Here is a 25,061-nt window from a genome sequence, read left to right as displayed (position 1 = left end):
GGGACATGACAGAGGCGGCGCCTCCCCGGGATCGACATGGTCAAACTTTTAAGTGGTTCACCTCACATCACCGTGGCTGTCAGTGCCGTACGGCATGATGCGAGCGTGACCGGACGACTCATGCTCCTCGACACCGCATCGCTGTACTTCCGCGCCTACTTCGGCGTCCCGGACTCCGTGAAGGCGCCGGACGGCACCCCCGTGAACGCCGTGCGCGGGCTGCTGGACTTCATCGACCGGCTGGTCAAGGACCACCGGCCGCAGCAACTGGTGGCGTGCATGGACGCGGACTGGCGGCCGCAGTGGCGGGTGGACCTCATCCCCACCTACAAGGCGCACCGGGTCGCCGAGGAGCACGAGGGCGCGCCGGACGAGGAGGAGGTGCCCGACACCCTCTCCCCGCAGGTGCCGGTCATCGAGGAGGTGCTGGACGCGCTCGGGATCGCCCGGGTCGGCGTCGCGCGGTACGAGGCGGACGACGTGATCGGCACGTTCACCGCGCGCGCCGTGGGGCCGGTCGACATCGTCACCGGCGACCGCGACCTGTACCAGCTGGTGGACGACACACGCGGGATCCGGGTGCTGTACCCACTGAAGGGCGTCGGCACGCTGCAGCTGACCGACGAGGCGGTGCTGCGCGAGAAGTATGGCGTCGACGGGCGAGGGTACGCGGATCTGGCGCTGCTGCGCGGCGACCCGAGCGACGGCCTGCCGGGCGTGGCCGGGATCGGTGAGAAGACGGCCGCGAAGCTGCTGGCCGAGTTCGGCGACCTGGCCGGGATCATGGCCGCGGTGGACGACCCGCGGGCCAGGCTCACGCCGTCGCAGCGCAAGCGGCTCACCGAGGCCCGTCCGTATGTCGCGGTCGCGCCGAAGGTGGTGCGGGTGGCCGACGACGTGCCCCTGCCGGACGTGGACACGACCCTCCCGCACACCCCGCGCGACGCGGCCGCGCTGGAGCAGCTGGCCAAGCGGTGGGGGCTGGGCGGCTCCCTGCAGCGGCTGCTGACCACCCTCGCCGGGGGAACCGGGTGACGTCGAGCGGAATTTTCCGGCAAAGGGCTCTCATCCAGGAGCCGGGAAAGAGGTGTTGCACAGGAGCGAGGTGCTAACTTAGGTAAACCTAACCATTTTGCAGGAGGTCGTGATGGCAGAGCGTCCGGGACGGAAGCCGCGCAAGCCCCGCACCGCTCAGGTGGTCCGCACCGAGCGGCTGAGCCCGCACATGCAGCGGGTGGTGCTCGGCGGGGAGGGCCTGGCCGACTTCGCGGCGGACACCTGCACCGACCACTATGTGAAGCTTCTCTTCGGCCCCGACGGCGTGAGCTACCCGGAGCCCTTCGATCTGGAGCGGATCCGTGCGGAGTTCCCGCGGGAGCAGTGGCCGGTGACGCGGACGTACACCGTGCGCGCCTGGGACCCGCAACACCGCGAGCTGACCCTGGACTTCGTGGTCCACGGCGACGAGGGCCTGGCCGGACCGTGGGCGACGCGGGTGCGCCCGGGTGAGACCGTGCGCTTCATGGGCCCCGGCGGCGCCTACGCCCCCGACCCGGCGGCCGACTGGCATCTGCTCGCCGGTGACGAGAGCGCGCTGCCCGCGATCGCGCGGGCCCTGGAGACGCTTCCCGCCGGCGCCCGTGCGCACGCCTTCGTGGAGGTGTCCGGCCCCGGCGAGGAGCAGAAGATCGACTCCGACGCGAAGGTCGTCTGGCTGCACCGCGGGGACCGGCCGGTCGGCGAGGCGCTGGTGGAGGCCGTACGGGGGCTCGAGTTCCCCGAGGGCCGGGTGCAGGCGTTCGTGCACGGCGAGGCGGGCTTCGTGAAGGAGCTGCGCCGGCTGCTGCGGGTCGAGCTCCAGATCCCGCGCGAGGACCTGTCGATCTCCGGCTACTGGCGCCTGGGTCACGACGAGGACGGCTGGCAGGCCTCCAAGCGGGAGTGGAACGCCCGTATCGAGGTCGAGCAGGAGGGCGGCGCGGCGGCGGCCTGAGGGGTGGCCCGAGCGGTGGTCCGAGGGGGCCGCTCTCAGCGGGCCGTCTCGTTGATCCTGCCGAACGGGATGTGCACGCTCGGCGTGGTCAGGGACGTGCTCCGCAGGTGGGTCACCTGGTCGTCGAAGAAGATGTGCGGCCGGAGCACCTTCATCACCGCGCCTTTCTCGATGCCCCCGAGGAAGAAGGCACCGTTGACCGTCACGCCCCACTGCTTCAGGCTGCGCACGGCCCGCTCGTGCGCCGGCGCGGCACGCGCGGTCACGAGGGAGACGTGGACCCGGCTCGGGTAGTCCGGGTCGGTCCTGCGCCGCTCCTCCTCCCGGCGCTGTATCCGGTTCACCCCGGCGAGGAAGTCCCGCAGCGGGCCCGGGTCGTGCGGGGTCGCCGCGTTGCGGGTCTCGTGCGCGCGGAACTCCTCCAGGCCGCCGGACTGGTACACCTGCTCGGCGGCATCACTGGCGAGCACCCCGTCGAAGTCGAACGCGATCCGCAGTTCCCGGTCCGCCGGGTCGTCCGCGTACGCCGATCCGAGCACATGCCCGGCCGGCAGGCCGGCCGCGACCGCCTCCCGTACGTCGTCGCCGTTCGCGGACAGGAACAGGGACATGTTCAGCGCGGTCATGAACGCGTAGGGCGCCCTGCCCTGCATGAACACGGCGCGGCTGACCGGCAGTTCATGGGCCTCGATCGACCGCATGACCCGCAGGCCCGTGTCGGGGTCGTTGCGGGAGAGGATGATGACCTCGACGAGCGGATCGTCCGGCTCACCGAGGTCGTTCAGCGACAGCAGCCTACGCAGGAACCCGAACGCGACGCCGGGCCGGAGCGTGTGGTCCACGTGCTGCTCCTGGTAGGCCCGGTAGGCCTCCTCGCCCTGCTCGCGGAAGACGGCGTCCGACTCCCGCAGGTCGAACAGGGCGCTGGAGGCGACTCCGACGACGAGTCGGTTCGCGAGGTCATAGGCCGGCATGCGCTCCATCTTCACAGGCAGCCGCGGGAAGGTGTCCGTGCCGAGGAAGGACTTCCGAGCAGGAGGGCGGCCGGCACGAGGACCGGGCACCGGTCAGTCGCCCCGCACGCGTGCGTGCAGGTGCATGTCGTGCCAGCCGTCGGGGTGGAGCAGGGCGCTGCGCCTGGTGCCCTCGACGGCGAAGCCCGCCTTCGCGGCGACCCGGCAGGAGGCCTCGTTGGCGGTGGCGTGCGAGAGTTCGAGGCGGTGCAGGCCGATCTCCTCGAACGCCCAGCGGGACAGGGTGGTGGTGGCCCGGACCGCGACCCCCCGGCCACGCGCCCGAGCCACCGTCCAGTAGGCGACCTCGGCGACGCCGTCGCCGAGCAGGATCTCGCGCAGCGCGACCCGGCCCAGCAGCTCGCCGGTGTCCGCGTCCGCCACGGCCCACTGGGCCTCCCGCTCGTGCTGCCAGCCCTCCTGCCAGCGCGCGATCCAGCCGGCGACCTCCTCCTCGGAGTCCGCGGCCCTGATGTGCCACTGGTGCATCAACGGGTCCTGGAAGGCGGCGTGCACGGCGGGCGCGTCCTCGGCCCGCCAGGGCCGCAGCCGCAGGCCGCCGCCGGCACAGAGGGTGGGCTGGGAGAGACGGGCGAGGGTTCCGGCCGGCACGACCGGGCTGGTGAGATACGGCATGATCCGCATCCTGCCGATCATCCGGCCGTCGTCGCACCCGGTTTCCGCCTCGTACCCTGGACCCCGATGAGACGTCGCACACCGCCCCCGCCCGCCCCGCTCCCCCAGCGCGACGGTGTCGATCCCGTGCGGGTGCGGCTGCCGCACCACGGGACGTGGGCCACCGTGCGGGAGCACCTGGTGGAACGGCTGACGGGGGCCGGGCCCGGCGTGGTGGCGTCGATGTTCGAGGCGGGGCTGATCGTCGGCGCCGACGGGCGGCCGGTCGCCCCGGACGCGCCGTACGAGCCGGGGATGTTCGTGTGGTTCCACCGCGAGCTGCCCGCCGAGGTGCCGGTGCCGTTCCCGGTGGAGGTCGTCCACCGGGACGCGCACATCGTCGTGGCCGACAAGCCGCACTTCCTGGCCACGACCCCGCGCGGCAGTCATGTGACGCAGACCGCGCTGGCCCGGCTGCGGCGCGAGCTGGGCATCCCGGCACTGAGCGCGGCGCACCGCCTGGACCGGCTGACCGCGGGGCTGGTGCTGTTCACGGTGCGGCCGCAGGAGCGCGGTGCGTACCAGACGCTGTTCCGGGACCGGCTGGTGCGCAAGGAGTACGAGGCGGTCGCGCCGTACGACCCCTTTCTGGCCCTGCCCCGGACCGTGCGCAGCCGGATCGTGAAGGAGCGCGGGGTACAGGCGGCCCGGGAGGTCGAGGGCGAGCCGAACGCCGAGACGTACGTGGAACTGGCCGGGCACCGAGGCGGGTTGGGCCGCTACCGGCTGTTCCCGGCGACGGGTCAGACCCATCAGCTGCGGGTGCATCTGAACGCGCTCGGCGTGCCCGTCCTCGGCGACCCGCTGTATCCGGAGGTGACCGGCCCGGTGCCGGCCGGTGACTTCCGGCGTCCGCTGCAACTGCTCGCGCGCAGGCTGGAGTTCACCGACCCGGTCACCGGCGCGGAGCACACGTTCGTCAGCTCACGCGTGCTCCAGGCCTGGGAGTCGTACGACAGCTGGGCCGGGCGGGCCTGAGGGGCCCGCCCCGGTCGCGGCGGTAGCCGCATCCCGGACACAGCCCCCCGGCCGGCGCCGCACCGACCGTCCGGTCACTCGCCGCGCCACCAGTGAAGGAACCGCTGCCAGACGCCCCGTGGGCGGGGTGCCGGTTCCGGAGCCGTGGGGTAGGGCTCGGGCAGGGCGGGGCGGGAGCCGGCGGTGCGCGGTTCGAGGGCCTGGGCCTGGTCGGGGCGCGGGCCGGCGGCCTGCCGGGTGGTGCGCTGCGGCGGGACGGCCATCGGCCTCGCCGGGACGTTGACGTCCTGCTGCGGCTTCGGCTCGAAGCGCACGGGCAGGGACACCAGGTGCCGGGAGGCGATGGACGAGCGCCAGCGCAACTGCTCTTCCGGGCAGTCGAGTTGGATGTCGGACAGCCGCACCAGCAGGGCGTCGACGCCGACGTCGGCGATGGCGCGGCCGATGTCCTGGCCGGGGCACTCGTGCGGGCCGCCGCCGAAGGCGAGGTGGGAGCGGTTGCCCTGCATGTTCGCGGACAGGTCGGGGCGGATGCGCGGGTCGAGGTTGCCCGGTGCGGGCGCGAAGAGCAGGCCGTCGCCCTTGCGGATGCGCTGCCCGCCCAGCTCGGTGTCCTGCTTGGCGTAGTAGCCGAAGACGGTGCTGAACGGCGGCTCGTCCCACAGGGACTGCTCGATCGCCTCCGGCACGGTCATCTGGCCGCCGCTGAGCTGGGCACGGAAGCCCGGCTCGGTGAGGACCATGCGCAGCGCGTTGGCGAGGAGGTTCGCGGTGGCCTCGTAGGCCGCGAAGAGGACGAGACGCAGGTGTTCGCGGACCTCGTCGTCGCTGAGTCCGGCCGGGTGGGTGACGAGGTGGCTGGTGAAGTCGTCCTCGGGCTGGGCGCGGCGCCGGCTGGTGAGCCGGCTCAGCGCGTCCATGACGTAGGTGTGGCTCTGGATGGCGGTCTCGGTGCCCTTCAGGGCGTCCCGCGCGGCGTGCACGATCCGGTCGTTGTACTCCTCGGGCATGCCGAGGATCTCGCACATGACGGCCATCGGCAGATGCTCGGCGAACTGGGAGACCAGGTCGGCCCGGCCGCGTTCGCAGAAGCTGTTGACCAGGCCCTGGGTGTAGCGGCCGATGTGGCGGCGCAGGGTGCGGTGGTCCATGGTGGACATGGCCGCGGTGACCGCCGCGCGCAGCCGCTGGTGCTCGTCGCCCTCGGCGTGCGAGCAGATCGGCTGCCAGGCGATGTGCGGCATGAGCGGGTGGTCGGGCTTGACCGAGCCCTCCGCCAGCGGGCTCCAGATCCGGCTGTCGCGGGTGTACAGCGAGGGGCTGCGCACCAGATGCAGGTTCTCGGCGTGCCCGAGGACCACCCACATCGGTACGTCCTCGTGCAGCAGCACGGGTGCCACGGAGCCGTACTGCTCGCGCAGCCGCTCGTAGAGGTCGCCCAGGTCCGCGGCGTCGGGGCCGTAGAGCCGGTGCAGCCCGCCGGGGCCGAGGCCGTGCGCGGGGCAGCCCGGCGGCGGGCCGGGGGTGGTGTCGGTGTCGGTCGGCGAGGAGTGTTCAGACGTCACGGTGTCGCTCCGGAACGAAATGGTGTGGGGGCGGATCGGCTGCGGATCAGGCGAGGGCGCGGGACAGGGCGATCGAGTGCAGGAAGCGCATCAGCGTCATCAGCACGTCCTTGCTGGAGGCCCGGCGGCGTACGTCGCAGTCCATGATCGGGATCTCCGGGGTCAGGTCGAGCGCGGTGCGCAGTTCCTCGATCGGGTAACGGGGCGCGTCGGGGAAGGAGTTGACGGCGACGACGAAGGGCACGCCGCGTTCCTCCAGCCGGCCCATGACGTCGAAGCTGACCTCCAGGCGGCGGGTGTCGACGAGGACGACCGCGCCGAGCGCGCCTTCGAACAGCCCGTTCCACAGGAACCAGAAGCGCTCCTGGCCGGGGGTGCCGAAGAGGTAGAGCACCAGCTTGTCGGTGATGCTGATGCGGCCGAAGTCCATGGCCACGGTGGTGGCCGTCTTGGACTCGGAGCCGTAGTTGTCGTCCACGCCGATGCCGGCCTGGGTCATGGTCTCCTCGGTGGTCAGCGGCCTGATGTCGCTGACGGAACCGACCATGGTGGTCTTGCCGACGCCGAAACCGCCCACGATCACGATCTTGACCGCGGTCTCGGCCGTGTGCGGGAGATGGTCCTCGGTGCGCGGGCCGGGGATGGTGTCAGAGCCGTTGAAGTCCATGCATCACCGCTTCGAGGAGTGAACGGTCGGGGACCGCCTGGCGGACGACCGGGGCGCGCACCTGTACCAGTTCGGCCGTGATCAGCTCGGTGATCAGGACGGTCATCGCGCTGAACGGCAGGTTCAGATAGGCCGAGAGCTCGGCCACGGACAGGGGGTTGGCACACAGCCGCAGCACCGCGGCCTGCTCCGGTGAGGCGGGCGGCTGGGGCGCGTCGCGCGCCACGATCAGGGTCACGAGGTCGAGTTCGGCGCGTGCGCCGTCCTCGGATCCGGCTACGGTGTAGAGCCGTTCGGGGTTCTTCGGCTCGGGCTCGCCGTCCGCCGGCCCGGGCTCCGGCGGCTGGGGGCGCGGCTGCGGGGGCTGCGGGGGTTTCGGCTCTCGCCGTTTGCGTCGTGGAGGAGTCATACGCTCTGCCCGTTCCGCCGGGGCGGACTGGAGAGATGGGCGCCGATCCGGACGACCAGGTCGCGCATCATGCCGCTCATCCGGCCCGGCTCGCAGGTCACGTCGGCCAGCACGGCGAGGTAGGCGTTGTCGCCGGCGTTCATGAGGTAGAAGTAGCCGCCGTCGATCTCGAAGACCACGACCTGCATGTCTCCGGCGCCGGGGAGTTCCTTGATGATGGCGCCGGCCAGGCTCTGCACGCCCGCGCAGGCGGCGGCGACCCGGTCGCACGCGTCGGGGTCGCTGCCGTAGCGGGCGATGCGGAGTCCGTCCGCGGAGAGGACCACGATCATCTCGATGCCGGGCACGCCGTCGTTCAGCTGCTTCAGCATCCAGTCGATGTTGCCTCGCTGCTGGATCACTTGAGGTCCCCCTCGTCGTCGGCCTCGGTGGTGCCCTCGACGGGCGCGTCCGCGTAGTCGTTGAGCAGGTGCACGTACTTTTCCGGGTGCCTCGTGAAGTCGGTCAGTTCCGGCCCGGTGGCGCCCTCGGGCATGCCCTTGCGCAGGCCGTTCCAGAAGTCCTCGATCCCCTGGCCGATCGGCCGCTCCATGAGCTTCTTGCGCTGGGGGTCGATCTCGGGTTCGGGTTCGGGCTTCGGCTGCGACCAGACGGTGGGCCTGCCCTCGCGCTCGGCCTGTTCGATCTCGGCCTTCTCGGCGAAGCGCTGGCTGATCGGGGTCTTCATCCGGCTGCGGCGCTGCGGCAGCCCGCCCGCCGTCCACTCGGTGACCACCGGGACGTCGTCCTCCATGGAGATCCCGGCCGGGATCTTCGGGCTGGTGGGGCGGCGGCGCTTCGGCGGGCGCTTGGGGCCCTCGACGGCTCCGAGCGCGGGGATCGGGGTACCGGTGGCGCCGATGCCGTGGGCGGCGCCGACTCCGGGCTCGGTGGTGGTCATCACGCGCGGCACGATCAGGATCGCGCGGACACCTCCGTAGGCGGAGGCCCGCAGCGAGACCTCCATGTCGAACATCTTGCACAGGCGGCCGACGACGGCGAGGCCGAGGCGCGGGTTCTCACCGAGGTTGTGGGCGTCGTCGCCGTTCTTCGCGTCCTCGATCATCTTCTCGATGCGGGCGCGGGACTCCTCGCTGAGGCTGACGCCGGCGTCCTCGATCTCGATGACGACGCCGGTCTGCACCTCGGCCGCCGTGACGTGCACCTTCGTCGACGGCGGCGAGTAGCGGGTGGCGTTGTCGAGGAGTTCGGCGGCGGCGTGGATGACCGGCTCGACGGAGGTGCCCTTGATGTTGATGTTGACGATCGAGTTCAGCTGGATGCGGCGGTACTCCAGGATGCGCGACATGGCGCCACGCAGCGTGCTGTAGAGGGAGACCGGCAGGGGCCACTGACGGCCGGGGCGGCCGCCGCCGAGGACGGAGATGGTGTCGGCGAGACGACCGATCAGCGAGGTGCCGTGGTCGATGCGCAGCAGGTCGTCGAAGACCTCGGGGTTGCGGCCGTGATCCTCCTCCATCTCCCGCAGTTCGTTGGACTGCTGGTGGACGATGGCCTGGACGCGGCGGGCGATGCTCACGAAGGACTGCTCGGTGGCGTCGCGCATGCTGATCTCGTACTCGGCCCCGCGCATCGCGGCGCGGAACAGCTGGCGGTACGAGTCCGGCAGGCTGCGCAGTTCGGGGTCGACGTCGTAGCCCTTGAGCATCACGTCGCGCAGCGGCTCTCCGACGCGCAGCCGCAGCAGGCCGTGGGGGATGACGTCGGTGGCGAAGCGCTCGATGAGCTCGTCGTGGGCGGCGATCCGGTGCTCCAGATACGCGCTGTGACGGGCGTGCTCGGCCTGTTCCTCGCGGAGCCTGCGGCCCCGGCGGGCGGCCTCCCCGCCCGTGGCGAGGACCAGCAGCAGGCCCAGCGCCCCGACCGCGCCGACGGCGATCCGGGCCGAGGGGGACGACACCAGGGCGACAGCGGCCCCGGTCGCGGCGGCCATCACTATGGCCGGGGGCAACAGCACGCGCGCATACGGACGTTCACGGCGACCGGGAGGCTTCTGAACACTCACCATGGATGCCTTCTGAGACGAATCGGCTGGGTGTCGGGAGAGCTTTTGGGGGGAAGATTCATGGAACTGTCGGGATCTGTCGCATGTTTGGGAACAGGCGCACGAATTCACCTCAACTCGGTGCGCCGCGGGCGAGCTTAGTCCGACCGGATCATCGCCGTGTCATATTCGGCAAGCACCTGAAATCGCCGGTATGACAGGAGTACCCTCGGCCCCATTTACACGCTGGGCTGCCATTCGAACACGTTCGGTCACGGCGTACGGGCATGCGAAAGTGACTCACCGTGATGAGTGAAAGCGAAGAGGGAAGCCGCCCTTTGGGGCACCGGGCAGCCGCAACTCCCTGAAGGGGCGCGGGGCTGTGTATATATGCGGCTCCGCCGGCGCGGGCGCGACCCGCCACAGTTCACCCGCGCCCGCGAATCCTCAGGTCACCCCACGGACGAGTAGGCGACCACGCCCCGCAGCAACTGATCAACAGCCTTGCGCGCGGCCTTCGCCACGGTCGAGCCCTCCACGGGGGAAGCCGCTGAGATCTGGCCCAGCACGTCGATGACCTGCTTGCACCAGCGCACGAAGTCCCCCGCGGGCATCTCCGCCTCGCGCAGCACCTCGTCGAGCCCCTTGCCCGAGGCCCACATGTACGCGGCCCAGGCGAAGCCGAGATCCGGCTCGCGTTGACCGACGCCCTCGGTCTGGTTGATCCGGAACTCCTCCTCCAGAGCGTCCAGCCGGCCCCAGATCCGCACCATCTCCCCGAGCGCGGCCTTCGCCCTGCCCGAGGGCAGCTTGGGTGCCATCGCGTCGTCGCCGACCCGCGCCTCGTACACCAACGCCGAGACGCACGCCGCGAGTTCGGCCGGGCCGAGGCCCTCCCAGACCCGCTCGCGCAGGCACTCGCTGGCCAGCAGGTCCAGTTCGCCGTACAGCCGGGCGAGCCGTTTGCCGTGCTCGGTGACCTCGTCGGCGCGCAGGTAGTCCAGCTCGGTCAGCAGCGCCACGATCCGGTCGAAGGTGCGCGCGATCGTGTTCGTACGGCCCTCGATACGGCGCTCCAGCTGCGAGGTGTCGCGCAGCAGCCGGTGGTAGCGCTCGGCCCAACGGGCGTGGTCCTCACGGTCGTTGCAGCCATGGCAGGGGTGCGCGCGGATGGCGGTGCGCAGGCGGGCGATCTCGCGGTCGTCCGCGGCCTGGGAGCGCTTCTTGCGGGCCCGCTCCGGCGGGATGTGCCCGGCCTTGGTGCGCAGCGCGGAGGCGAGGTCCCGGCGGGACTGCGGGGAACGCGGGTTGAAGGATTTCGGGATCCGCATCCGGTCCAGCGGCTCGACCGGCACCGGGAAGTCCATCGACGCCAGCCGTTTGACCTGCCGTTCGGCGGTGAGCACCAGGGGGCGCGGGCCGTCGTGGTGGTCGAAGCCGCGGTGGCCGGTGGAGCGGCCGGCGGGCAGGCCCGGGTCCAGCACCAGGGCCAGGCCCGCGTACTTGCCCGTGGGGACGTGGATGACGTCGCCCGGCTTGAGCCTCTCCAGGGCCACGGCCGCCTCGGCGCGCCGCTGGTTGGCGCCCTGCCGGGCCAGCTCGGTCTCGCGGTCCTTCAGTTCGCGGCGCAGGCGCGCGTACTCCTCGAAGTCGCCGAGGTGGCAGGTCATGGAGGCCTTGTAGCCCTCCAGGCCCTCCTCGTTGCGCTGCACCTGCCGGGAGATGCCGACGACCGACTTGTCGGCCTGGAACTGCGCGAAGGAGGTCTCCAGCAGCTCGCGCGAGCGGTGCCGGCCGAACTGCTCGACCAGGTTGACCGCCATGTTGTACGACGGCTTGAAGCTGGAGCGCAGCGGGTACGTGCGCGTGCCCGCGAGGCCGGCGAGGTGCTCGGGGCTCATGCCGCGCTGCCACAGCACGACCGCGTGGCCCTCGACGTCGATGCCCCGGCGGCCGGCGCGGCCGGTCAGCTGGGTGTACTCGCCGGGGGTGATGTCGGCGTGCTGCTCGCCGTTCCACTTGACGAGTTTCTCCAGCACCACCGAACGCGCGGGCATGTTGATGCCGAGCGCGAGGGTCTCGGTGGCGAACACCGCCTTGACCAGGCCGCGTACGAACAGCTCCTCCACGACCTCCTTGAAGGTCGGCAGCATGCCCGCGTGGTGGGCGGCGATGCCGCGCTCCAGGCCCTCCAGCCATTCGTAGTAGCCGAGGACGTGCAGGTCCTCGGGCGGGATGGCGGCGGTGCGCTCCTCGACCAGGGCGCGGACCTGTTCCCGCGCCTCCTCGTCGTTGAGTCTCAGGCCCGCGTACAGGCACTGCTGGACGGCGGCCTCGCAGGCGGCGCGGCTGAAGATGAAGGTGATGGCCGGGAGCAGGCCCTCGGAGTCCAGACGCTCGATGACCTCGGGCCGGCCCGGTGTCCACACGCGCGAGCGCTGTCTGCGCTCGCGCTCCCGGTCGGCCTCGCGCATCGCCCGGCCGCGGCGGCGGTCCTGGTACGAGGGTCTGGTGGCCTCCATGCGGGCCAGACGGACCAGGTCGGGGTTGACGGCCTTCTTGTGGCCCTCCCCCTCCTCGAACAGGTCGTACATCCGGCGCCCGGCGAGGACGTGCTGGAACAGCGGCACGGGCCGGTGCTCGGCGACGATCACCTCGGTGTCGCCACGGACGGTGTCCAGCCAGTCACCGAACTCCTCGGCGTTGGAGACCGTCGCCGACAGCGACACCAGGGTCACCGACTCGGGCAGGTGGATGATCACCTCTTCCCAGACGGCGCCGCGGAAGCGGTCGGAGAGGTAGTGCACCTCGTCCATGACCACGTAGCCGAGGCCGAGGAGGGTCTGGGAGCCGGCGTAGAGCATGTTCCGCAGGACCTCGGTGGTCATCACGACCACCGGGGCGTCGGAGTTCACGCTGTTGTCGCCGGTGAGGAGGCCGACCTTGCCGGTGCCGTAGCGACGGCACAGGTCGGCGTACTTCTGGTTCGACAGCGCCTTGATGGGTGTCGTGTAGAAGCACTTCTTGCCCTGCCCGAGGGCGAGGTGGACGGCGAACTCGCCCACGATCGTCTTGCCCGAGCCGGTGGGGGCGGCCACCAGTACGCCCTTCCCCGCTTCGAGTGCCTCGCAGGCCTCGATCTGGAAGGGGTCGAGGCCGAAGTCGTACATCTCGCGGAAGGACGCGAGCGCGGTGGCCTGCTCGGCTGCCCGCCTGCGGGCTGCCGCGTACCGCTCGGCCGGTGAGAGGTCCTCTGTCATCGTGCTTTCGAGCGTACCGGGACCCACTGACAACAGGACGATCATTATCCCGATCATTTGCCTCGCGACACGCGCGACGCCCCCGTCCACCAGGGCGGGGGCGTCGCGCGTGGCTCGGTGAGGCGCGGGGTCAGGTCACGTCGTCGTAGCCGTTGACCCGGTCCGGGCCGGCCGGCTGCTCGGGCAGGGCCCGGCTGGCCGGGACGGGCTCGACCGCGCCGATGTCCTCGGGGGTGAGGTCCAGCTCGGAGGCCTCGTCGTCGTCGGGCCCCTCCGCCTCGCGGCGGCGCTTGCGCTTGTCGTTCGCCAGGGAGAACAGCACCGCGCCGAAGTACAGCACCCAGATCGGTCCGGCGAGGGCCAGCATCGACAGCGGGTCGGTGCTGGGCGTGGCCACGGCCGCGAAGACAGTGATGCCCAGGATCATGCCGCGCCACCAGCCGAGCATGCGGCTGCCGGTCAGGATCCCGGTGAGATTGAGCATGATCAGCAGCAGCGGCAGCTCGAAGGAGAGACCGAAGACGATCACCATGCGCGTGACCAGCTGGAGCAGGTCGTCCAGCGGCAGCAGGTTCTTGATGTTGCCGTTCGGCGTGAAGTCGATCAGCACCTTCGCCGTGGTGGGCAGCACCTTGTACGCGAAGAACGCGCCGGCGAAGAACAGCGGGGCCCCGGTGAAGACGAAGGCGTAGGCGTACTTCTTCTCGTGCCGGTGCAGTCCCGGCGCGACGAACGCCCACAGCTGGTACAGCCAGATCGGCGACGCGGCCACCACGCCCGCCATCAGCGAGACCTGGAGGGCCAGCGTGAACGGGGCGAGGAGCCCGTTGATGGTGATCTCCGCACACTGGTGATTGCTCTTGGCCTTCGCCAGTTGTTCGAAGGTCTCCGCGCAACCGACCGAGTCGAGGATCGGCTTGGTCAGGAAGTTGATGATGTCGTTGTAGAAGAAGGCGGCGACGATCGTCACGACGACGATGGCCAGCAGCGCCTTCGCGAGCCGGTTGCGGAGCTCACGGAGGTGATCCGCAAGAGGCATCCGCCCCTCGGGATCCTTCTCCTTCTTGCGGGCAGACTTGAGCAACCCACGTCCTCATCTCGTGCGGGAGGCCGGGGACTTCCGGCCCTGCGTCAGCGCTGGGTGGTGTCCGTGGGCTCGTTGACCGGCCGCGAGCTGGTCACGTCGCCGGGGGCCGCCTGGATGGTGCGCTGCGACGGAGGCTGCTCGTTGGAGGCGGGCGCCTGGGCGGAGGTGTTGGACTCCTCCTTCATCGCCTTGGCCTCGCTCTTCAGGATCCGCGCGGACTTGCCGAGCGAGCGGGCCATGTCCGGAAGCTTCTTCGCGCCGAACAGCAGGACGATGACGACGAGGATGAGAATGATCTCGGGGGCTCCGAGCCTTCCGAACATAAGTCTTTACCTTCTCACCGAGGCGGCTGGGGTGGGGTGCTGTCCGACCGGTCGGACATGTGTCCGATGGTCGTGCTCGCAGCGATCGTAACGCTCAGGGGTAAACGTGAGGCAATCCCCGTGCGTACTCCCGGTCCACGATGCGGGCCTCGTTCTCCGCACCGCGACAAGCAGCCTACCTGTCCCCATGGGCGGCGTGACAGGGCGAAGTGACGCAAAGCGCTTGCGTCGCGGGACTCACAGAGGCCCCCCGGCCACGCTCACAGGGCGTCCACGGCACGGGCCGCGCTGCCTGCCGCCCGCTCCAGGTCCTCGGCCGCCCTGTTGATACGGCGCGCGGAGTCCGTGACCTGCTGCCCGAGGCGCCGGGCCTCCAGGAAGACCCGGACGGCGAGCACCCCCAGCACCGCGAGACCCAGGAAACCCACCGCTACCGCGCACATCGGCCAGAACATGACGTCGAGACTAGACGGTGGTGTGCAGCCGCAGGGTGCGGACCCCGCCGCCGGTGAGCAGCTCGACGATGCGTTCCCCGGCGGGCTTGCGGACGGCGGCACCGCACTCGGGGCAGGTGAACGAGTAGAACGTCGTCCGCCTGCTGGCACCGATGGCGAGACGCAGCGCGCTCGCGGTGAGCTCGAAGCGGCCCCGGCAGTCCGGGCAGCCCGCCCTGAACATCACGGGGACCACTCTTCTCATCCCGGCGAAGGCGGCCGCCACCGTCATCTCATCCGCACCGGACACCGGAGACTCGCTCACAGGCCTCGCTCCTCTTCTCTGGTCGTCCACCAGCGATGCGCCGCGTTCGCCCGGGGCGCCGCAGTGGCTCACCGCGGCCCCGCCGTGTCGTACGCCGCGAGGGCCTCCGCCGCCGCGCTGCGGGCGCTCGCGGCCAGCTCGGGCGGGGAGACGATCCGGCCGTCGGCACCGAGCCGCAGCGCCAGGCGCCGCAGGGAGGCCGGATCGGGGGTGCGCAGAGTGATACGCAGCCCGCCGTCGGGAAGCTCATCGGCGCTGTCGTGCGGGTAGTACTCGGCCACCCAGCGGCCGCCCGGGCCGACCTCGACCACGACCTCCGGGTCCTCGGCGGCCGGCTGCACCAGCCCCTCGGAGAGGTCGCGCAGCTCTATCTCGGGCGGCGCGGACGGCTCGTCCAGGATCCTGATCTCGGCGACCCGGTCGAGCCGGAAGGTGCGCCGGGCCTCGGAGCGGCGGCACCAGGCCTCGACATAGGTGTGGCCGACGCTGACCAGGCGGATGGGGTCGATCTCCCGCTCGGTGACCTCGTCACGGGCCGGCGAGTAGTAGCGGATCCACAGCCGGCGGCGCTCGGAGATCGCCCGGTCGACGTCGGCGAAGACCCCGCCCTCGGACTCGAACGTCACCGACAGCCGGGAACTGGCACCGGCGGCCTCCCCGGCGGCGGCCTCCACCTTGGCCGTGGCCCGCAGCAGGGCCTGGCGGTCGCCCTCGCGCAGGCCCGGCAGGGTCGAGACCGCGCGGGCGGCCACCAGCAGCGCGGTGGCCTCGTCGGCGGCCAGCCGCAGCGGCTCGGCGGCCTCCTCGCCCAGCGCGGCCGGGTTGTGCCACCAGATGCGCTCGCCGTCGGTGTCGATGTCCAGCAGGTCACCGCCGCGGAAGCTGGTACCGCACATCGGCAGCAGATCCAGGTCGGCGACCAGTTCGTCCTCGGTGATGCCGAAGGCACGCGCGACGTCGGCGATCCGCGCGCCGGGGCGCTCGCGCAGATACGTCACCAGGGAGAGCATCCGCCGGGTCTGGTCGATGGCGTTCACGGGCCTGACCGGTTTGCCTGCCACAGTCCTGCTCCCCCTCAGCCCTTGGCCACGGCACGCAGCCGGTCCACCACGTCCGCGCGCAGCTCGGGCGGCTCCAGGACCACCACGTCCGGCCCGAACTCCACCAGCCAGGCGTCCAGGCCGTGCCCGTACGGAATCTCCAACTCGTCCCAGCCGTCGCCGAGTTCCCGCACCTGGGACGCCTTCGCCCGAAGGGGGTAACCGGCACCGGAACGCAGCCGGATCAGCGCCGTGCCGTCGGCGATCTCGCCCGCCCAGCTCGCGACGGTCTCGCGCACGGTGACCACGTCGGGCACGGGAGCGGTGAAGCCGGTGCCGCGCGAACGGACCCGGCCGGTGATCCGGGACAGCCGGAAGACCCGCTCGGCACCCCGGTCCCGGTCGAAACCGGCCAGGTACCAGTGCCCGCGCCAGCACTCCAGCGCCCACGGCTCCACGTGCCGGGGCTCGGGACGGGCGGCGGAGGCCTTGCGGTAGTCGAAGAGGACCGGGCGGCGGTCGCGGCAGGCCAGCATCAGCGGCTCGAACGCGGCCTCGTGCACCGGGATGCGCGGTTCCAGGGCGCCGTGCGCCTCGTACGGGTCGACGTCCTCGGGGAGCCCCGCGGCGCGCAGCTTCTGCAGGGCACCGCTGGCGGCGCCGGCGAGGCGGGCCTGCTGCCACACCTTCGCGGCGAGACCGAGCGCCGCCGCCTCCTCGGCGTCCAGGGTGATGGGCGGCAGGCGGTTGCTGTCGCGGCGGGCCAGATAGCCGACCTCGCCGTCGAGGTTCTCCACCGTCTCGATGACCAGACCCAGCTCGCGCAGGTCGTCCTTGTCCCGCTCGAACATCCTGTTGAAGGAGTCGTCCGAGCCCGCCTCGAGGTAGGCCTCGACGGACGTACGCAGCTCGCGCTTGCTGAGTGGCCGCCGTGTGCCGAGCAGACACAGCGCGAGGTTCATCAGCCGCTCGGCCTTGGCAATGGCCATCGACGCCCTTCGCCTTCCCTATGGTGCTTCCGACCGATGACCGTACCGCTCCTCAGCACGGTGACAAAAGCCGAGGGCCCATGCCCGGACAGGCATGGGCCCCAGGTGATCGGTTCCGGTCGGATACGGCCGGCCGATCAGGTGTGGATCAGGTGGACCCGGCGGGGATCAGACACCCAGCAGGTCCACCACGAAGATCAGCGTCTCGCCCGGCTTGATCGCCGGAGTCGGGCTCTGGTTGCCGTAGGCGAGGTGGGCGGGGATGGTCAGCTGGCGGCGGCCACCGACCTTCATGCCCTGCACGCCCCGGTCCCAGCCCGCGATGACACGGCCCCCGCCCAGCGGGAAGCGGAACGGCGTGCCCCGGTTCCAGCTGGCGTCGAACTCCTCACCCGTGCTGAAGGCGACACCCACGTAGTGCACGGTGACGTTCTGGCCCGCCTGCGCGACCGGACCGTCACCCTCCCAGATGTCCTTGATCTCCAGGTCCGCCGGGGGCTCGCCACCCGGAAAGTCGATCTCGGGCTTGTCGATGCTCACGTCAAAAGCTCCTGCTTGTGTACGACACGAAACGCCGACAGTCTTTCATCTCCGCACCCCCGCCGCCCGCAACGGACACCACCGGCTACATCGCCGCCAGGATGTCCACCGTGAACACGAGCGTCGAACCCTTCTTGATCACACCACCGCTCGGCGGCGTGTTGCCGTACCCCAGCTCCGGCGGCACGACGATCAGCACCCGGCTGCCCACCTTCTTGCCGGTCAGACCCTGCGCCAGACCCTTCACGGCCTGCTGCATCTGCTCCAGCGCGAACTCGCTGAGCCGGCCCGAGCCGTACGTCCGCTGGAACGTCTTCCCGCCGTCCCAGACCAGCCCCTGGAACTGGCACAGCACCGTCTGATCGGACTTCAGCTCGGGACCGTCACCCTCCAGGACGTAGGCCGACACGAGCTTCTTCGGCGGCGCCGCCTTCGGGATGGTCACCTTGGGGACGGCGCCGTCGGTGTTGGTGGCGACCTTGGGCAGCGCGGCGTCGGTCTGCGCCACCGGCTTGCCCCGCGCCGAGCTCTTCGAGTTGAACGACTCGATCAGATCGATGACGAACACCAGCGTGTCCGTGCCCTTGATCCCCGCCTGCGCATTCCCCGACGTGCCATAACCCCAGGTCGGCGGCACCGCCATCAGAACCCGGCTGCCCGTCTTGCGACCCGCGAGGCCATACCGCCAGCCGTCGATGATGCTGCCCTGGGCCAACTGCATCACCAGCGGACGCTTGCGGTCGTAGGAGTTGTCGAAGACCTTGCCGCTGGTCCAGATCTGGCCCAGGTAGTTCGCCTGGATGAAGTCGTTCTCCGCGACCGTACGGCCACTGCCCGCGATGACCGTCTTCACCGCCAGGTTCTTCGACGGCTCACCCGGCCCCTTGGCCACCGTCGGCTTCTCACCGAACTTCGCGCCCGCCGTGATCGCCGGCAACGGGCCGTCCACGATCTTCGGCGGAGGAACCGTCGACACCGAGGGCGACGGCGAGGCACTGGCCTTGCTGGAGGAGGACTTGCCGTCACCGCAACCGGCTAGCGTGACCAGACCTGCGGGTACAGCGGCGAGGAGGACTGAACGTCGGCGCACGGAAGAGCCTCGTAATCGGTCGATCTTGTGGTTGGCGTGCGCGCAACTCTACGACGTGAGGAGGGCGCCGTACGTGAAACGTACGACGCCCGTGTGGCGCTCCGGCATTTCACGCCCGAAACGCTTGACTCACCAGCTTTTCGCTACATTCCGGCGATCAGCTTCTCCACCCGGTCGTCCACCGAACGGAACGGGTCCTTGCACAACACCGTCCGCTGCGCCTGGTCGTTCAGCTTCAGGTGCACCCAGTCGACCGTGAAGTCCCTGCGCTGCTCCTGTGCCCGCCGGATGAAGTCACCGCGCAACCGCGCCCGAGTGGTCTGCGGCGGAACCGACTTGCCCTCGAAGATCTTCAAGTCGTTGCAGACCCGGGCGGCCTGACCCTTCTTCTCCAGCAGGTAGTACAGGCCACGACGACGGTGGATGTCGTGGTAGGCGAGGTCTATCTGAGCGACCCGCGGATGCGACATGGTCATGTTGTGCTTGGCCCGGTACCGCTCGATGAGCTTGTACTTCATCACCCAGTCGATCTCGGTGGCGATCCGGTCCAGCTCCTCGGTCTCGATCGCGTCCAGCGTACGGCCCCACAGCTCCAGCACCTGCGCGACCGTACCCGTGCGGATCCCGCGGCGGTCGCAGAAGTCCACCGCCTTGTCGAAGTACTCCCGCTGCACCTCCAGCGCCGAGGCCTCCCGGCCGCTCGCCAGCCGCACCTTGCGCCGGCCGGTGATGTCATGGCTGACCTCACGGATCGCCCGGATCGGGTTCTCCAGCGTCAGATCCCGCATCACCGTGCCCGCCTCGATCATGCGCAGCACCAGGTCCGTGGCACCGACCTTCAGCAGCATCGTCGTCTCGGACATGTTCGAGTCACCGACGATGACGTGCAGCCGGCGGTAACGCTCCGCATCCGCGTGCGGCTCGTCACGCGTGTTGATGATGGGCCTCGAACGGGTCGTCGCCGAGGACACGCCCTCCCAGATGTGCTCCGCGCGCTGGCTCACGCAGTACACCGCACCACGCGGCGTCTGCAGCACCTTCCCCGCCCCGCACAGCAACTGCCTGGTGACCAGGAACGGGATGAGGATGTCCGCGAGCCGGGAGAACTCCCCGTGCCGCGCCACCAGATAGTTCTCGTGGCAACCGTACGAGTTGCCCGCCGAGTCGGTGTTGTTCTTGAACAGGTAGACGTCGCCCGCGATTCCCTCCTCGTGCAGGCGTCGTTCCGCGTCCACCAGGAGTCCTTCGAGAATGCGCTCGCCGGCCTTGTCGTGGGTGACCAGTTCGATCACGTTGTCACATTCGGGTGTCGCGTATTCCGGATGTGAGCCCACGTCGAGATAGAGCCGGGCGCCGTTTCGCAGAAAGACATTGCTGCTGCGGCCCCATGACACGACACGGCGGAAGAGGTACCGCGCCACCTCGTCAGGAGACAGGCGCCGCTGTCCCCTGAACGTGCACGTGACGCCGTACTCGTTCTCCAGCCCGAAAATGCGGCGGTCCATGACTGAACATTACGCCCGATCCCCTGAGCTGAAACGGGGTTCGACAGCACGATTTGGATCATTTTCCGATGAAGACGCAACGACCCCGCCCCGCGCGGGAGCTGCGAGGACCCGCCCCGTGGCCAGCAACACCAGCAACGACACCGCCCCCGCCGCACCCGGAACCGCGAAACCCCACACCGTGCCACCCGCCTGGACCACCGGACCCGCCACACCCGTCCCCACCGACGCACCCACGGTGAACGTCGTCACAAGCCACGAGAACGCCTCGGTGACCGTCCCGCTCGGCGCATGCCGGTCCACGATGATGAACGCACAGGCGATGCAGGGCGCCAGGAAGACCCCCGAGACCACCGAGAGCACCACCATGGCCACCGCACCCGGCGTCAGCATCAACGGCAGATAACACACCGCCAGAAGCGCCACCAGCACCCGCAGTCGCCGCTCCGCCGAACCCGCCCACCGACGAGCCCCGTACACCGTGCCCCCGACCAGCGCCCCCAGCCCCAGCCCCGCCATCATCCAGCCGTACACCGCGTCACCGCCGTGACCATCGGCGTACGACACCGACGCCACCGTGATCGAGCCCAGCGCGATACCCACGAACAGGAACGCGCCGAGCAGCGCGAGCAGCCCCGCGGAGCGCAGCGCCCCCAGCCAGTGCGCCTCGCGCGGAGCCGACCGCCACGCACGCGAGGGCGGCGAGACCACCACCGACAGCGCCCCCAGCACACCGAGCACGTTCAGCACCAGAAGGGCCGCGCGCTCGTCCCACAGCGACACGCACAGCGTCACCAGCAGCGGCCCCACCGTGAACATGATCTCCTGCGCGATCGCGTCCATCGCGTACGCCGTGTGCACCTGCTCCTCACGGCCCAGCACCGACGGCCACAGGGCCCGCAGACCCCCCTCCAGCGGAGGCGTGAACAGGCCCGCCGCCGCCACGGCCGCGTACGCCAACGGCAGCGGATCCGTGCCCGAGAACGCGAAGACCGTCATGCACAGCGCCGCGAGGACGGCCGCGGGCAACTGGACACGCGGCTGACCGTGCAGGTCCACCAGCCGACCCAGGACCGGCTGGCCGACGGCGTTGGCGACGCCGTAGACCGCCGCCAGCGCACCCGCGAGGCTGTAGGTGCCGCCCTCGGCACGGACGAAGAGCACCAGGGCGATCGCGGCCGTGGCGTTCGGCAACCGCCCCACAAGAGTGCCGGTGAGCAGCCGCAGCGCATGCCTCGCCCGGAGTATCTCCAGATAGCCCGTGGCCATGTGCTGCCCTCCAGCGGCTCCACCGGACCGGCGCGACGACCCGACGTTTTACGTATAACTAGCTCTCCCATACGTACCATGTGCGCTGTTCACACGTCCAGACGAAGGAGCAGCCCGACGGTGGCACGCAGCAGCACGCGCCCGACCAGCCGGGACGTCGCCCAGGCGGCCGGGGTCTCCCAGGCCGCCGTCTCCCTCGTCCTCGGCGACAAATGGCGCGGCAGGGTCTCCGAAGCCACCGCCGAACGCGTCCGCGACGCCGCCCGCGAACTGGGCTACCGCCCCAACCTCGCCGCCCGCAACCTCCGCCTCGGCCACACCCGCACCGTCCTGCTGGTCGTCCCCGCCCTGACCACCGAATTCTTCGCAGGCGTCTACACCGGCGCCGCCCGCGTCGCCGCCGACAACGGCTTCGGCGTCGTCCTCTACCCCTCCCCCGAAGGCATCGGCCCCGCCCGCGACCCCTTCGCCTCCGCACAAACCGCCCTCGACGGCGTTCTCGCCTCCTCCATGGCCGCCGACGCCCTCACCGCCATCCGCGGCGACCAGCTCCCCCTCGTCATGCTCGACAGCGACCCCGAGGGCAGCCTGGGCGCCGCCACCGTCAACCTCGACATCACCGACGGCATCCGCCAGGTCACCCAACACCTCCTGGACCTCGGCCACCGCCGCATCCTGCACCTCGCCGCCGACGTCCCCTCCTGGACCTTCCACGTACGCGCACGTGAACTGGCGACCCGCATGGCAGCCGCCCCCGGCACCCGCATACACACCGCCCGGGCCCCCATCTCCATCGAGGGAGCACTGGCCGCCACCGAGGCCGCGCTCACCACACCCGGCCCCCGGCCCACCGCCGTCGTCTGCGACGACGACAAACTCGCCGCCGGCGCCTACAAAGCACTACGGCGCCTCGGCCTGCGCGTACCCGACGACGTGTCCGTCACCGGCGTCGACGACCTCGGCCTCGCCACCGCCATCGACCCCGAGCTGACGACCGTACGACTCGACGCCGAACTCTTCGGCGAACGCGGCATGCAGGCCCTCCTGGCCGTCCTGGAGGGCCGCGAACCAGCAGGCGGGGACATCCCGGTCCACCTGGTCGTACGCGGCTCCACGGCCCCACCACGGACCGCATGGACCCCGTGATGCCCGGTGACTGAACGCCGTGTGCCCCGGCCGGGAAAACCGGCCGGGGCACACGAAACAGGCGATCTGGAGCGACCAGGGCGGGTCACTCCTCCTCGGAGCCGTCCTCCTCGGCACTCTCCGCCTCCGAGACCGCACCGTCCGCCGCCAGCAGACGCGACAGCTGACGACCCACGATGCGCTTGAACTTCCGCTTCTGCGGACGCGTACGGTCCAGCACCGCCACCTCCAGCCGCTCCGCGGGAATCTCCCGCTCACTCCCGTTCGTGTCCCGGGACAGAGCCTGCACCGCCAGCTTGAGCGCCTCCGCCAGGCTCATACCGTCCTGGTGACGCTGGTCCAGGAAGCCACTGATCTGCTCGGCATTGCCACCCACCGCGACCGAGCCGTGCTCGTCCACGATCGAACCGTCGTGCGGCAGCCGGTAGATCTGGTCGCCCTCCGGGGTCTCCCCCACCTCCGCCACGACCAGCTCCACCTCGTACGGCTTCTCAGCCGCCGAGGAGAAGATCGTGCCGAGCGTCTGGGCGTACACGTTCGCCAGACCACGGGCGGTCACATCATCACGGTCATAGGTGTAACCACGCAGGTCGGCGTAGCGGACACCACCGATGCGCAGGTTCTCGTACTCGTTGTACTTACCGGCGGCCGCAAAACCGATCCGGTCGTAGATCTCGCTGAACTTGTGCAGCGCACGGGACGGGTTCTCACCGACGAACACGATGCCGTCGGCAAACTGCATGACCACCAGACTGCGGCCACGGGCAATGCCCTTCCGGGCGTACTCCGCCCGGTCGGCCATCGCCTGCTGGGGGGAGACATAGAACGGCGTCGACACCGGTTATCCGTCCCTTTCTGTCATGGTCACTGGATCACCTTGATAAGAAACCGGGGCCCGCACTCAGAGCAGGGCGGCCTTCGGACCGTCCGGCTCCTCCAGACGCCTCTGGAGCACCGCACGAGCGACGTCGGAGGACTCCTCCTCCGACAGCCGGCGGAAACCGTCCTCGGTGATCACGGTGATGATCGGGTAGATCCGGCGGGCGACATCGGGACCACCGGTCGCCGAGTCGTCGTCAGCCGCGTCATAGAGGGCCTGCACCACCAGCGTGGTCGCCTGCGCCTCGCTCAGGTCGTCACGGAACAACTTCTTCATCGCACCGCGAGCGAAGATCGAGCCCGAGCCCGTCGCCGCGAAGTTCTGCTCCTCGCTGCGGCCACCCGTGACGTCGTAGGAGAAGATGCGGCCCTTCTCCCGGTCCAGGTCGTACCCCGCGAAGAGCGGCACCACGGCCAGACCCTGCATGGCCATGCCCAGGTTGGACCTGATCATCGTCGACAACCGGTTCGCCTTGCCCTCCAGCGACAGCTGCGCACCCTCGACCTTCTCGAAGTGCTCCAGCTCCAACTGGAAGAGCTTGACCATCTCCACCGCGAGACCGGCGGTGCCGGCGATACCGACGGCCGAGTACTCGTCCGCCGGGAACACCTTCTCGATGTCCCGCTGGGCGATCACATTCCCCATGGTCGCCCGACGGTCACCGGCGAGCACCACGCCCCCCGGGAAGGTCACCGCCACGATGGTCGTGCCGTGCGGCGCCTCGATCACCCCCTGCGTGGGCGGCAGCTGCCGGTTGCCGGGCAGCATCTCGGGCTGGTGCTCGGACAGGAAGTCCATGAAGGAGGAGGACCCTGGCGTCAGGAAGGCAGCTGGTAGACGCCCGGTGCCACGAGAGTTGGCTTCCACAAGTTTCCTTCCAGATAGGCGGCGGCTCGGCGTGCGGCCACGGGGTCGTCACGCAACTTGCCGATGGCCGAATTGCAGTTGAAGCACAGTACGCCTCGGACCCTACCCGTCTTGTGGCAGTGATCCACATGCGCGGGCGGTGCTTCCAGGCAGATCGCGCACAGGCCTCGCTGGGAAGCGACCATCGCGTCACGCTGGGCTTCGGTGAGGCCGTAGTTTCGCTTGAGATGGTGCTGCCGACCCTTTAGCGCCTTGCACGCCTTGCAGAGGGTTGCCAGACCGTCTGAGGCGCTGCTGTTTCGCGTCCACTCCCTGTGCGGTTTGATCTCGCCGCAGGTACGGCAGTACTTGTGCTCCGGGGGCACATCCACTCTTGGACGAACGTTGCGTCCCCTGGCCACCTGACGCTGCTGGTGGTATTCCGATGCGCACTCTCGGCAATAGGCCTGGAGCCCGTCACGCATCGCCTTGTTTCGCGCGAACGCCGCCCGCGGCTTGTGCTGCCTACACCGCGAGCAGCGCTTCACGCCTTCTTCGCTCCCCAAGCCAGATCCCCCTGCAACCTTCGATTCGAAGGCTACTGGCCGCCTTTCTGAACGAAGCTTCGAACGAAGTCCTCTGCGTTCTCCTCGAGTACGTCATCGATTTCGTCCAGGACGGAGTCCACGTCGTCCGACAGCTTCTCCTGCCGCTCCTTGAGGTCCCCCTGGGCCTGCGCGTCCTGCGCCTGCTCCTCGACCTCTTCGGTGTCGCGTGTGGCCTTCTGCTGTCCGCCGCCGGTGTCCTTGGTTGCCATATCCCTCACCCCGCTCAGTTCGCCTGCCGATCGGTGATGATCAGACCCTACAAGCCGGGTCCGACATCGGCCCCGCAGTTTCTCCAACGTACGGGGGCCACCTCGATGATTCCCGGACGGCGGGATTTCCACCCTGCCCGCCCGGGCCGCACCGAGTACCCCCCTT

26 protein-coding genes are annotated in these 25,061 nt (G+C 70.1%); 4 read left to right on the top strand and 22 right to left on the bottom strand.

The features are described from left to right. Positions 1–105 precede the first annotated feature (105 nt). Both AB0D93_RS22245 and AB0D93_RS22240 read left to right on the top strand, forming a co-directional pair. Complete coding sequence (locus AB0D93_RS22245; protein ID WP_362121822.1) at positions 106–1,035, top strand: 5'-3' exonuclease; 930 nt, start codon at positions 106–108, stop codon at positions 1,033–1,035. Between the two features lie 112 nt (positions 1,036–1,147). After that, positions 1,148–1,993 carry a siderophore-interacting protein gene (locus AB0D93_RS22240; RefSeq protein WP_362121820.1) on the top strand — a complete coding sequence of 282 codons (846 nt, stop codon included), beginning with the start codon at positions 1,148–1,150 and terminating at the stop codon, positions 1,991–1,993. A 35-nt stretch (positions 1,994–2,028) separates the two neighbouring features. Here AB0D93_RS22240 and AB0D93_RS22235 read toward each other — a convergent pair whose 3' ends face one another. Next, on the bottom strand, positions 2,029–2,967 hold the full coding sequence (locus AB0D93_RS22235; protein WP_362121818.1) for a 5'-nucleotidase: 939 nt from the start codon (positions 2,965–2,967) through the stop codon (positions 2,029–2,031). Between the two features lie 93 nt (positions 2,968–3,060). Then, positions 3,061–3,642 carry a GNAT family N-acetyltransferase gene (locus tag AB0D93_RS22230; RefSeq protein WP_362121816.1) on the bottom strand — a complete coding sequence of 194 codons (582 nt, stop codon included), beginning with the start codon at positions 3,640–3,642 and terminating at the stop codon, positions 3,061–3,063. A 66-nt stretch (positions 3,643–3,708) separates the two neighbouring features. On the opposite strand from AB0D93_RS22230, the gene AB0D93_RS22225 reads away from it, so the two are divergent. Further along, entirely contained in the window at positions 3,709–4,659 is a 951-nt protein-coding gene (locus AB0D93_RS22225; RefSeq protein WP_362121814.1) for a pseudouridine synthase, read from the top strand. Positions 4,660–4,733: 74 nt separating this feature from the next. Here the strand turns inward: AB0D93_RS22225 and AB0D93_RS22220 are convergent, their stop codons facing one another. The 16 genes from AB0D93_RS22220 to AB0D93_RS22145 all read right to left on the bottom strand — a co-directional run bounded on the left by AB0D93_RS22220 (position 4,734) and on the right by AB0D93_RS22145 (position 21,206). Then, positions 4,734–6,224, bottom strand: coding sequence for a cytochrome P450 (locus tag AB0D93_RS22220; RefSeq protein ID WP_362121812.1), 1,491 nt, complete (start codon positions 6,222–6,224; stop codon positions 4,734–4,736). A 46-nt stretch (positions 6,225–6,270) separates the two neighbouring features. After that, positions 6,271–6,891 carry an ATP/GTP-binding protein gene (locus AB0D93_RS22215; protein WP_362121810.1) on the bottom strand — a complete coding sequence of 207 codons (621 nt, stop codon included), beginning with the start codon at positions 6,889–6,891 and terminating at the stop codon, positions 6,271–6,273. Continuing rightward, positions 6,872–7,300 carry a DUF742 domain-containing protein gene (locus tag AB0D93_RS22210; RefSeq protein WP_362121808.1) on the bottom strand — a complete coding sequence of 143 codons (429 nt, stop codon included), beginning with the start codon at positions 7,298–7,300 and terminating at the stop codon, positions 6,872–6,874. Before AB0D93_RS22210 ends, AB0D93_RS22215 begins: the two co-directional genes overlap by 20 nt. Beyond that, a complete protein-coding gene (locus AB0D93_RS22205; protein WP_362121806.1) occupies positions 7,297–7,701 on the bottom strand; it encodes a roadblock/LC7 domain-containing protein in 405 nt (134 codons plus the stop codon). The genes AB0D93_RS22210 and AB0D93_RS22205 overlap by 4 nt, the downstream gene beginning before the upstream one ends. Next, positions 7,698–9,368 (bottom strand): ATP-binding protein, encoded by a 1,671-nt coding sequence (locus AB0D93_RS22200; protein ID WP_362121804.1) that lies wholly within the window; start codon positions 9,366–9,368, stop codon positions 7,698–7,700. Before AB0D93_RS22200 ends, AB0D93_RS22205 begins: the two co-directional genes overlap by 4 nt. A gap of 428 nt (positions 9,369–9,796) precedes the next feature. Further along, a complete protein-coding gene (locus AB0D93_RS22195) occupies positions 9,797–12,649 on the bottom strand; it encodes a DEAD/DEAH box helicase (RefSeq protein ID WP_362121802.1) in 2,853 nt (950 codons plus the stop codon). Between the two features lie 85 nt (positions 12,650–12,734). Beyond that, on the bottom strand, positions 12,735–13,688 hold the full coding sequence (gene tatC, locus AB0D93_RS22190) for a twin-arginine translocase subunit TatC (protein WP_362121800.1): 954 nt from the start codon (positions 13,686–13,688) through the stop codon (positions 12,735–12,737). A gap of 47 nt (positions 13,689–13,735) precedes the next feature. Beyond that, positions 13,736–14,014 (bottom strand): Sec-independent protein translocase subunit TatA, encoded by a 279-nt coding sequence (tatA, locus tag AB0D93_RS22185; RefSeq protein WP_362121798.1) that lies wholly within the window; start codon positions 14,012–14,014, stop codon positions 13,736–13,738. A gap of 260 nt (positions 14,015–14,274) precedes the next feature. Then, on the bottom strand, positions 14,275–14,469 hold the full coding sequence (locus tag AB0D93_RS22180; protein ID WP_362121796.1) for a hypothetical protein: 195 nt from the start codon (positions 14,467–14,469) through the stop codon (positions 14,275–14,277). Positions 14,470–14,479: 10 nt separating this feature from the next. Beyond that, positions 14,480–14,773 carry a hypothetical protein gene (locus AB0D93_RS22175; RefSeq protein WP_362121794.1) on the bottom strand — a complete coding sequence of 98 codons (294 nt, stop codon included), beginning with the start codon at positions 14,771–14,773 and terminating at the stop codon, positions 14,480–14,482. Between the two features lie 68 nt (positions 14,774–14,841). Next, positions 14,842–15,834 carry a WYL domain-containing protein gene (locus AB0D93_RS22170; RefSeq protein WP_362121793.1) on the bottom strand — a complete coding sequence of 331 codons (993 nt, stop codon included), beginning with the start codon at positions 15,832–15,834 and terminating at the stop codon, positions 14,842–14,844. A 14-nt stretch (positions 15,835–15,848) separates the two neighbouring features. Continuing rightward, positions 15,849–16,802: a WYL domain-containing protein gene (locus tag AB0D93_RS22165; RefSeq protein WP_362121791.1), complete on the bottom strand. Its 954-nt coding sequence runs from the start codon at positions 16,800–16,802 to the stop codon at positions 15,849–15,851. A gap of 168 nt (positions 16,803–16,970) precedes the next feature. Then, positions 16,971–17,342, bottom strand: a complete 372-nt coding sequence (locus tag AB0D93_RS22160; protein ID WP_362121789.1) for an FKBP-type peptidyl-prolyl cis-trans isomerase — start codon at positions 17,340–17,342, stop codon at positions 16,971–16,973. An 85-nt stretch (positions 17,343–17,427) separates the two neighbouring features. Beyond that, positions 17,428–18,432: an FKBP-type peptidyl-prolyl cis-trans isomerase gene (locus tag AB0D93_RS22155; RefSeq protein ID WP_362121787.1), complete on the bottom strand. Its 1,005-nt coding sequence runs from the start codon at positions 18,430–18,432 to the stop codon at positions 17,428–17,430. Positions 18,433–18,575: 143 nt separating this feature from the next. Continuing rightward, complete coding sequence (pafA, locus tag AB0D93_RS22150) at positions 18,576–19,937, bottom strand: Pup--protein ligase (RefSeq protein WP_361250545.1); 1,362 nt, start codon at positions 19,935–19,937, stop codon at positions 18,576–18,578. A 9-nt stretch (positions 19,938–19,946) separates the two neighbouring features. Then, positions 19,947–21,206: an MFS transporter gene (locus AB0D93_RS22145; protein ID WP_362121785.1), complete on the bottom strand. Its 1,260-nt coding sequence runs from the start codon at positions 21,204–21,206 to the stop codon at positions 19,947–19,949. 120 nt (positions 21,207–21,326) lie between these two features. Between AB0D93_RS22145 and AB0D93_RS22140 the strand changes: the two genes are divergently transcribed. Next, a complete protein-coding gene (locus AB0D93_RS22140) occupies positions 21,327–22,352 on the top strand; it encodes a LacI family DNA-binding transcriptional regulator (protein ID WP_362121783.1) in 1,026 nt (341 codons plus the stop codon). An 85-nt stretch (positions 22,353–22,437) separates the two neighbouring features. On the opposite strand, the gene prcA is transcribed toward AB0D93_RS22140, so the two are convergent. From prcA to AB0D93_RS22120, 4 genes are all read right to left on the bottom strand, one after another. Continuing rightward, complete coding sequence (prcA, locus tag AB0D93_RS22135) at positions 22,438–23,190, bottom strand: proteasome subunit alpha (protein WP_362121781.1); 753 nt, start codon at positions 23,188–23,190, stop codon at positions 22,438–22,440. 63 nt (positions 23,191–23,253) lie between these two features. Further along, a complete protein-coding gene (prcB, locus tag AB0D93_RS22130) occupies positions 23,254–24,099 on the bottom strand; it encodes a proteasome subunit beta (RefSeq protein WP_362121779.1) in 846 nt (281 codons plus the stop codon). Further along, the gene (locus tag AB0D93_RS22125; RefSeq protein WP_362121777.1) at positions 24,051–24,563 is read right to left on the bottom strand and encodes an endonuclease VII domain-containing protein; all 513 of its coding nucleotides are present in this window, start codon (positions 24,561–24,563) and stop codon (positions 24,051–24,053) included. The genes prcB and AB0D93_RS22125 overlap by 49 nt, the downstream gene beginning before the upstream one ends. 113 nt (positions 24,564–24,676) lie before the next feature. Then, positions 24,677–24,895, bottom strand: coding sequence for a ubiquitin-like protein Pup (locus tag AB0D93_RS22120; protein ID WP_362121776.1), 219 nt, complete (start codon positions 24,893–24,895; stop codon positions 24,677–24,679). Positions 24,896–25,061: the final 166 nt, after the last annotated feature.

The organism is Streptomyces sp. NPDC048191, from assembly GCF_040652655.1.
GTDB lineage: Bacteria > Actinomycetota > Actinomycetes > Streptomycetales > Streptomycetaceae > Streptomyces.
Note: the sequence above shows the minus strand (reverse complement) of the source record. Positions and strands in the feature narration are given on the sequence as shown.

Excerpts from the sequence above, each read along its gene's own strand:
- AB0D93_RS22240 (WP_362121820.1), top strand. The coding sequence starts at position 1,148 with ATGGCAGAGCGTCCGGGACGGAAGCCGCGCAAGCCCCGCACCGCTCAG.
- AB0D93_RS22235 (WP_362121818.1), bottom strand. The coding sequence starts at position 2,967 with ATGCCGGCCTATGACCTCGCGAACCGACTCGTCGTCGGAGTCGCCTCC.
- AB0D93_RS22230 (WP_362121816.1), bottom strand. The coding sequence starts at position 3,642 with ATGCCGTATCTCACCAGCCCGGTCGTGCCGGCCGGAACCCTCGCCCGT.
- AB0D93_RS22225 (WP_362121814.1), top strand. The coding sequence starts at position 3,709 with ATGAGACGTCGCACACCGCCCCCGCCCGCCCCGCTCCCCCAGCGCGAC.
- AB0D93_RS22215 (WP_362121810.1), bottom strand. The coding sequence starts at position 6,891 with ATGGACTTCAACGGCTCTGACACCATCCCCGGCCCGCGCACCGAGGAC.
- AB0D93_RS22210 (WP_362121808.1), bottom strand. The coding sequence starts at position 7,300 with ATGACTCCTCCACGACGCAAACGGCGAGAGCCGAAACCCCCGCAGCCC.
- AB0D93_RS22200 (WP_362121804.1), bottom strand. The coding sequence starts at position 9,368 with ATGGTGAGTGTTCAGAAGCCTCCCGGTCGCCGTGAACGTCCGTATGCG.
- AB0D93_RS22195 (WP_362121802.1), bottom strand. The coding sequence starts at position 12,649 with ATGATCGTCCTGTTGTCAGTGGGTCCCGGTACGCTCGAAAGCACGATG.
- tatA (WP_362121798.1), bottom strand. The coding sequence starts at position 14,014 with ATGTTCGGAAGGCTCGGAGCCCCCGAGATCATTCTCATCCTCGTCGTC.
- AB0D93_RS22180 (WP_362121796.1), bottom strand. The coding sequence starts at position 14,469 with ATGTTCTGGCCGATGTGCGCGGTAGCGGTGGGTTTCCTGGGTCTCGCG.
- AB0D93_RS22165 (WP_362121791.1), bottom strand. The coding sequence starts at position 16,802 with ATGGCCATTGCCAAGGCCGAGCGGCTGATGAACCTCGCGCTGTGTCTG.
- pafA (WP_361250545.1), bottom strand. The coding sequence starts at position 19,937 with ATGGACCGCCGCATTTTCGGGCTGGAGAACGAGTACGGCGTCACGTGC.
- AB0D93_RS22145 (WP_362121785.1), bottom strand. The coding sequence starts at position 21,206 with ATGGCCACGGGCTATCTGGAGATACTCCGGGCGAGGCATGCGCTGCGG.
- AB0D93_RS22125 (WP_362121777.1), bottom strand. The coding sequence starts at position 24,563 with ATGCGTGACGGGCTCCAGGCCTATTGCCGAGAGTGCGCATCGGAATAC.
- AB0D93_RS22120 (WP_362121776.1), bottom strand. The coding sequence starts at position 24,895 with ATGGCAACCAAGGACACCGGCGGCGGACAGCAGAAGGCCACACGCGAC.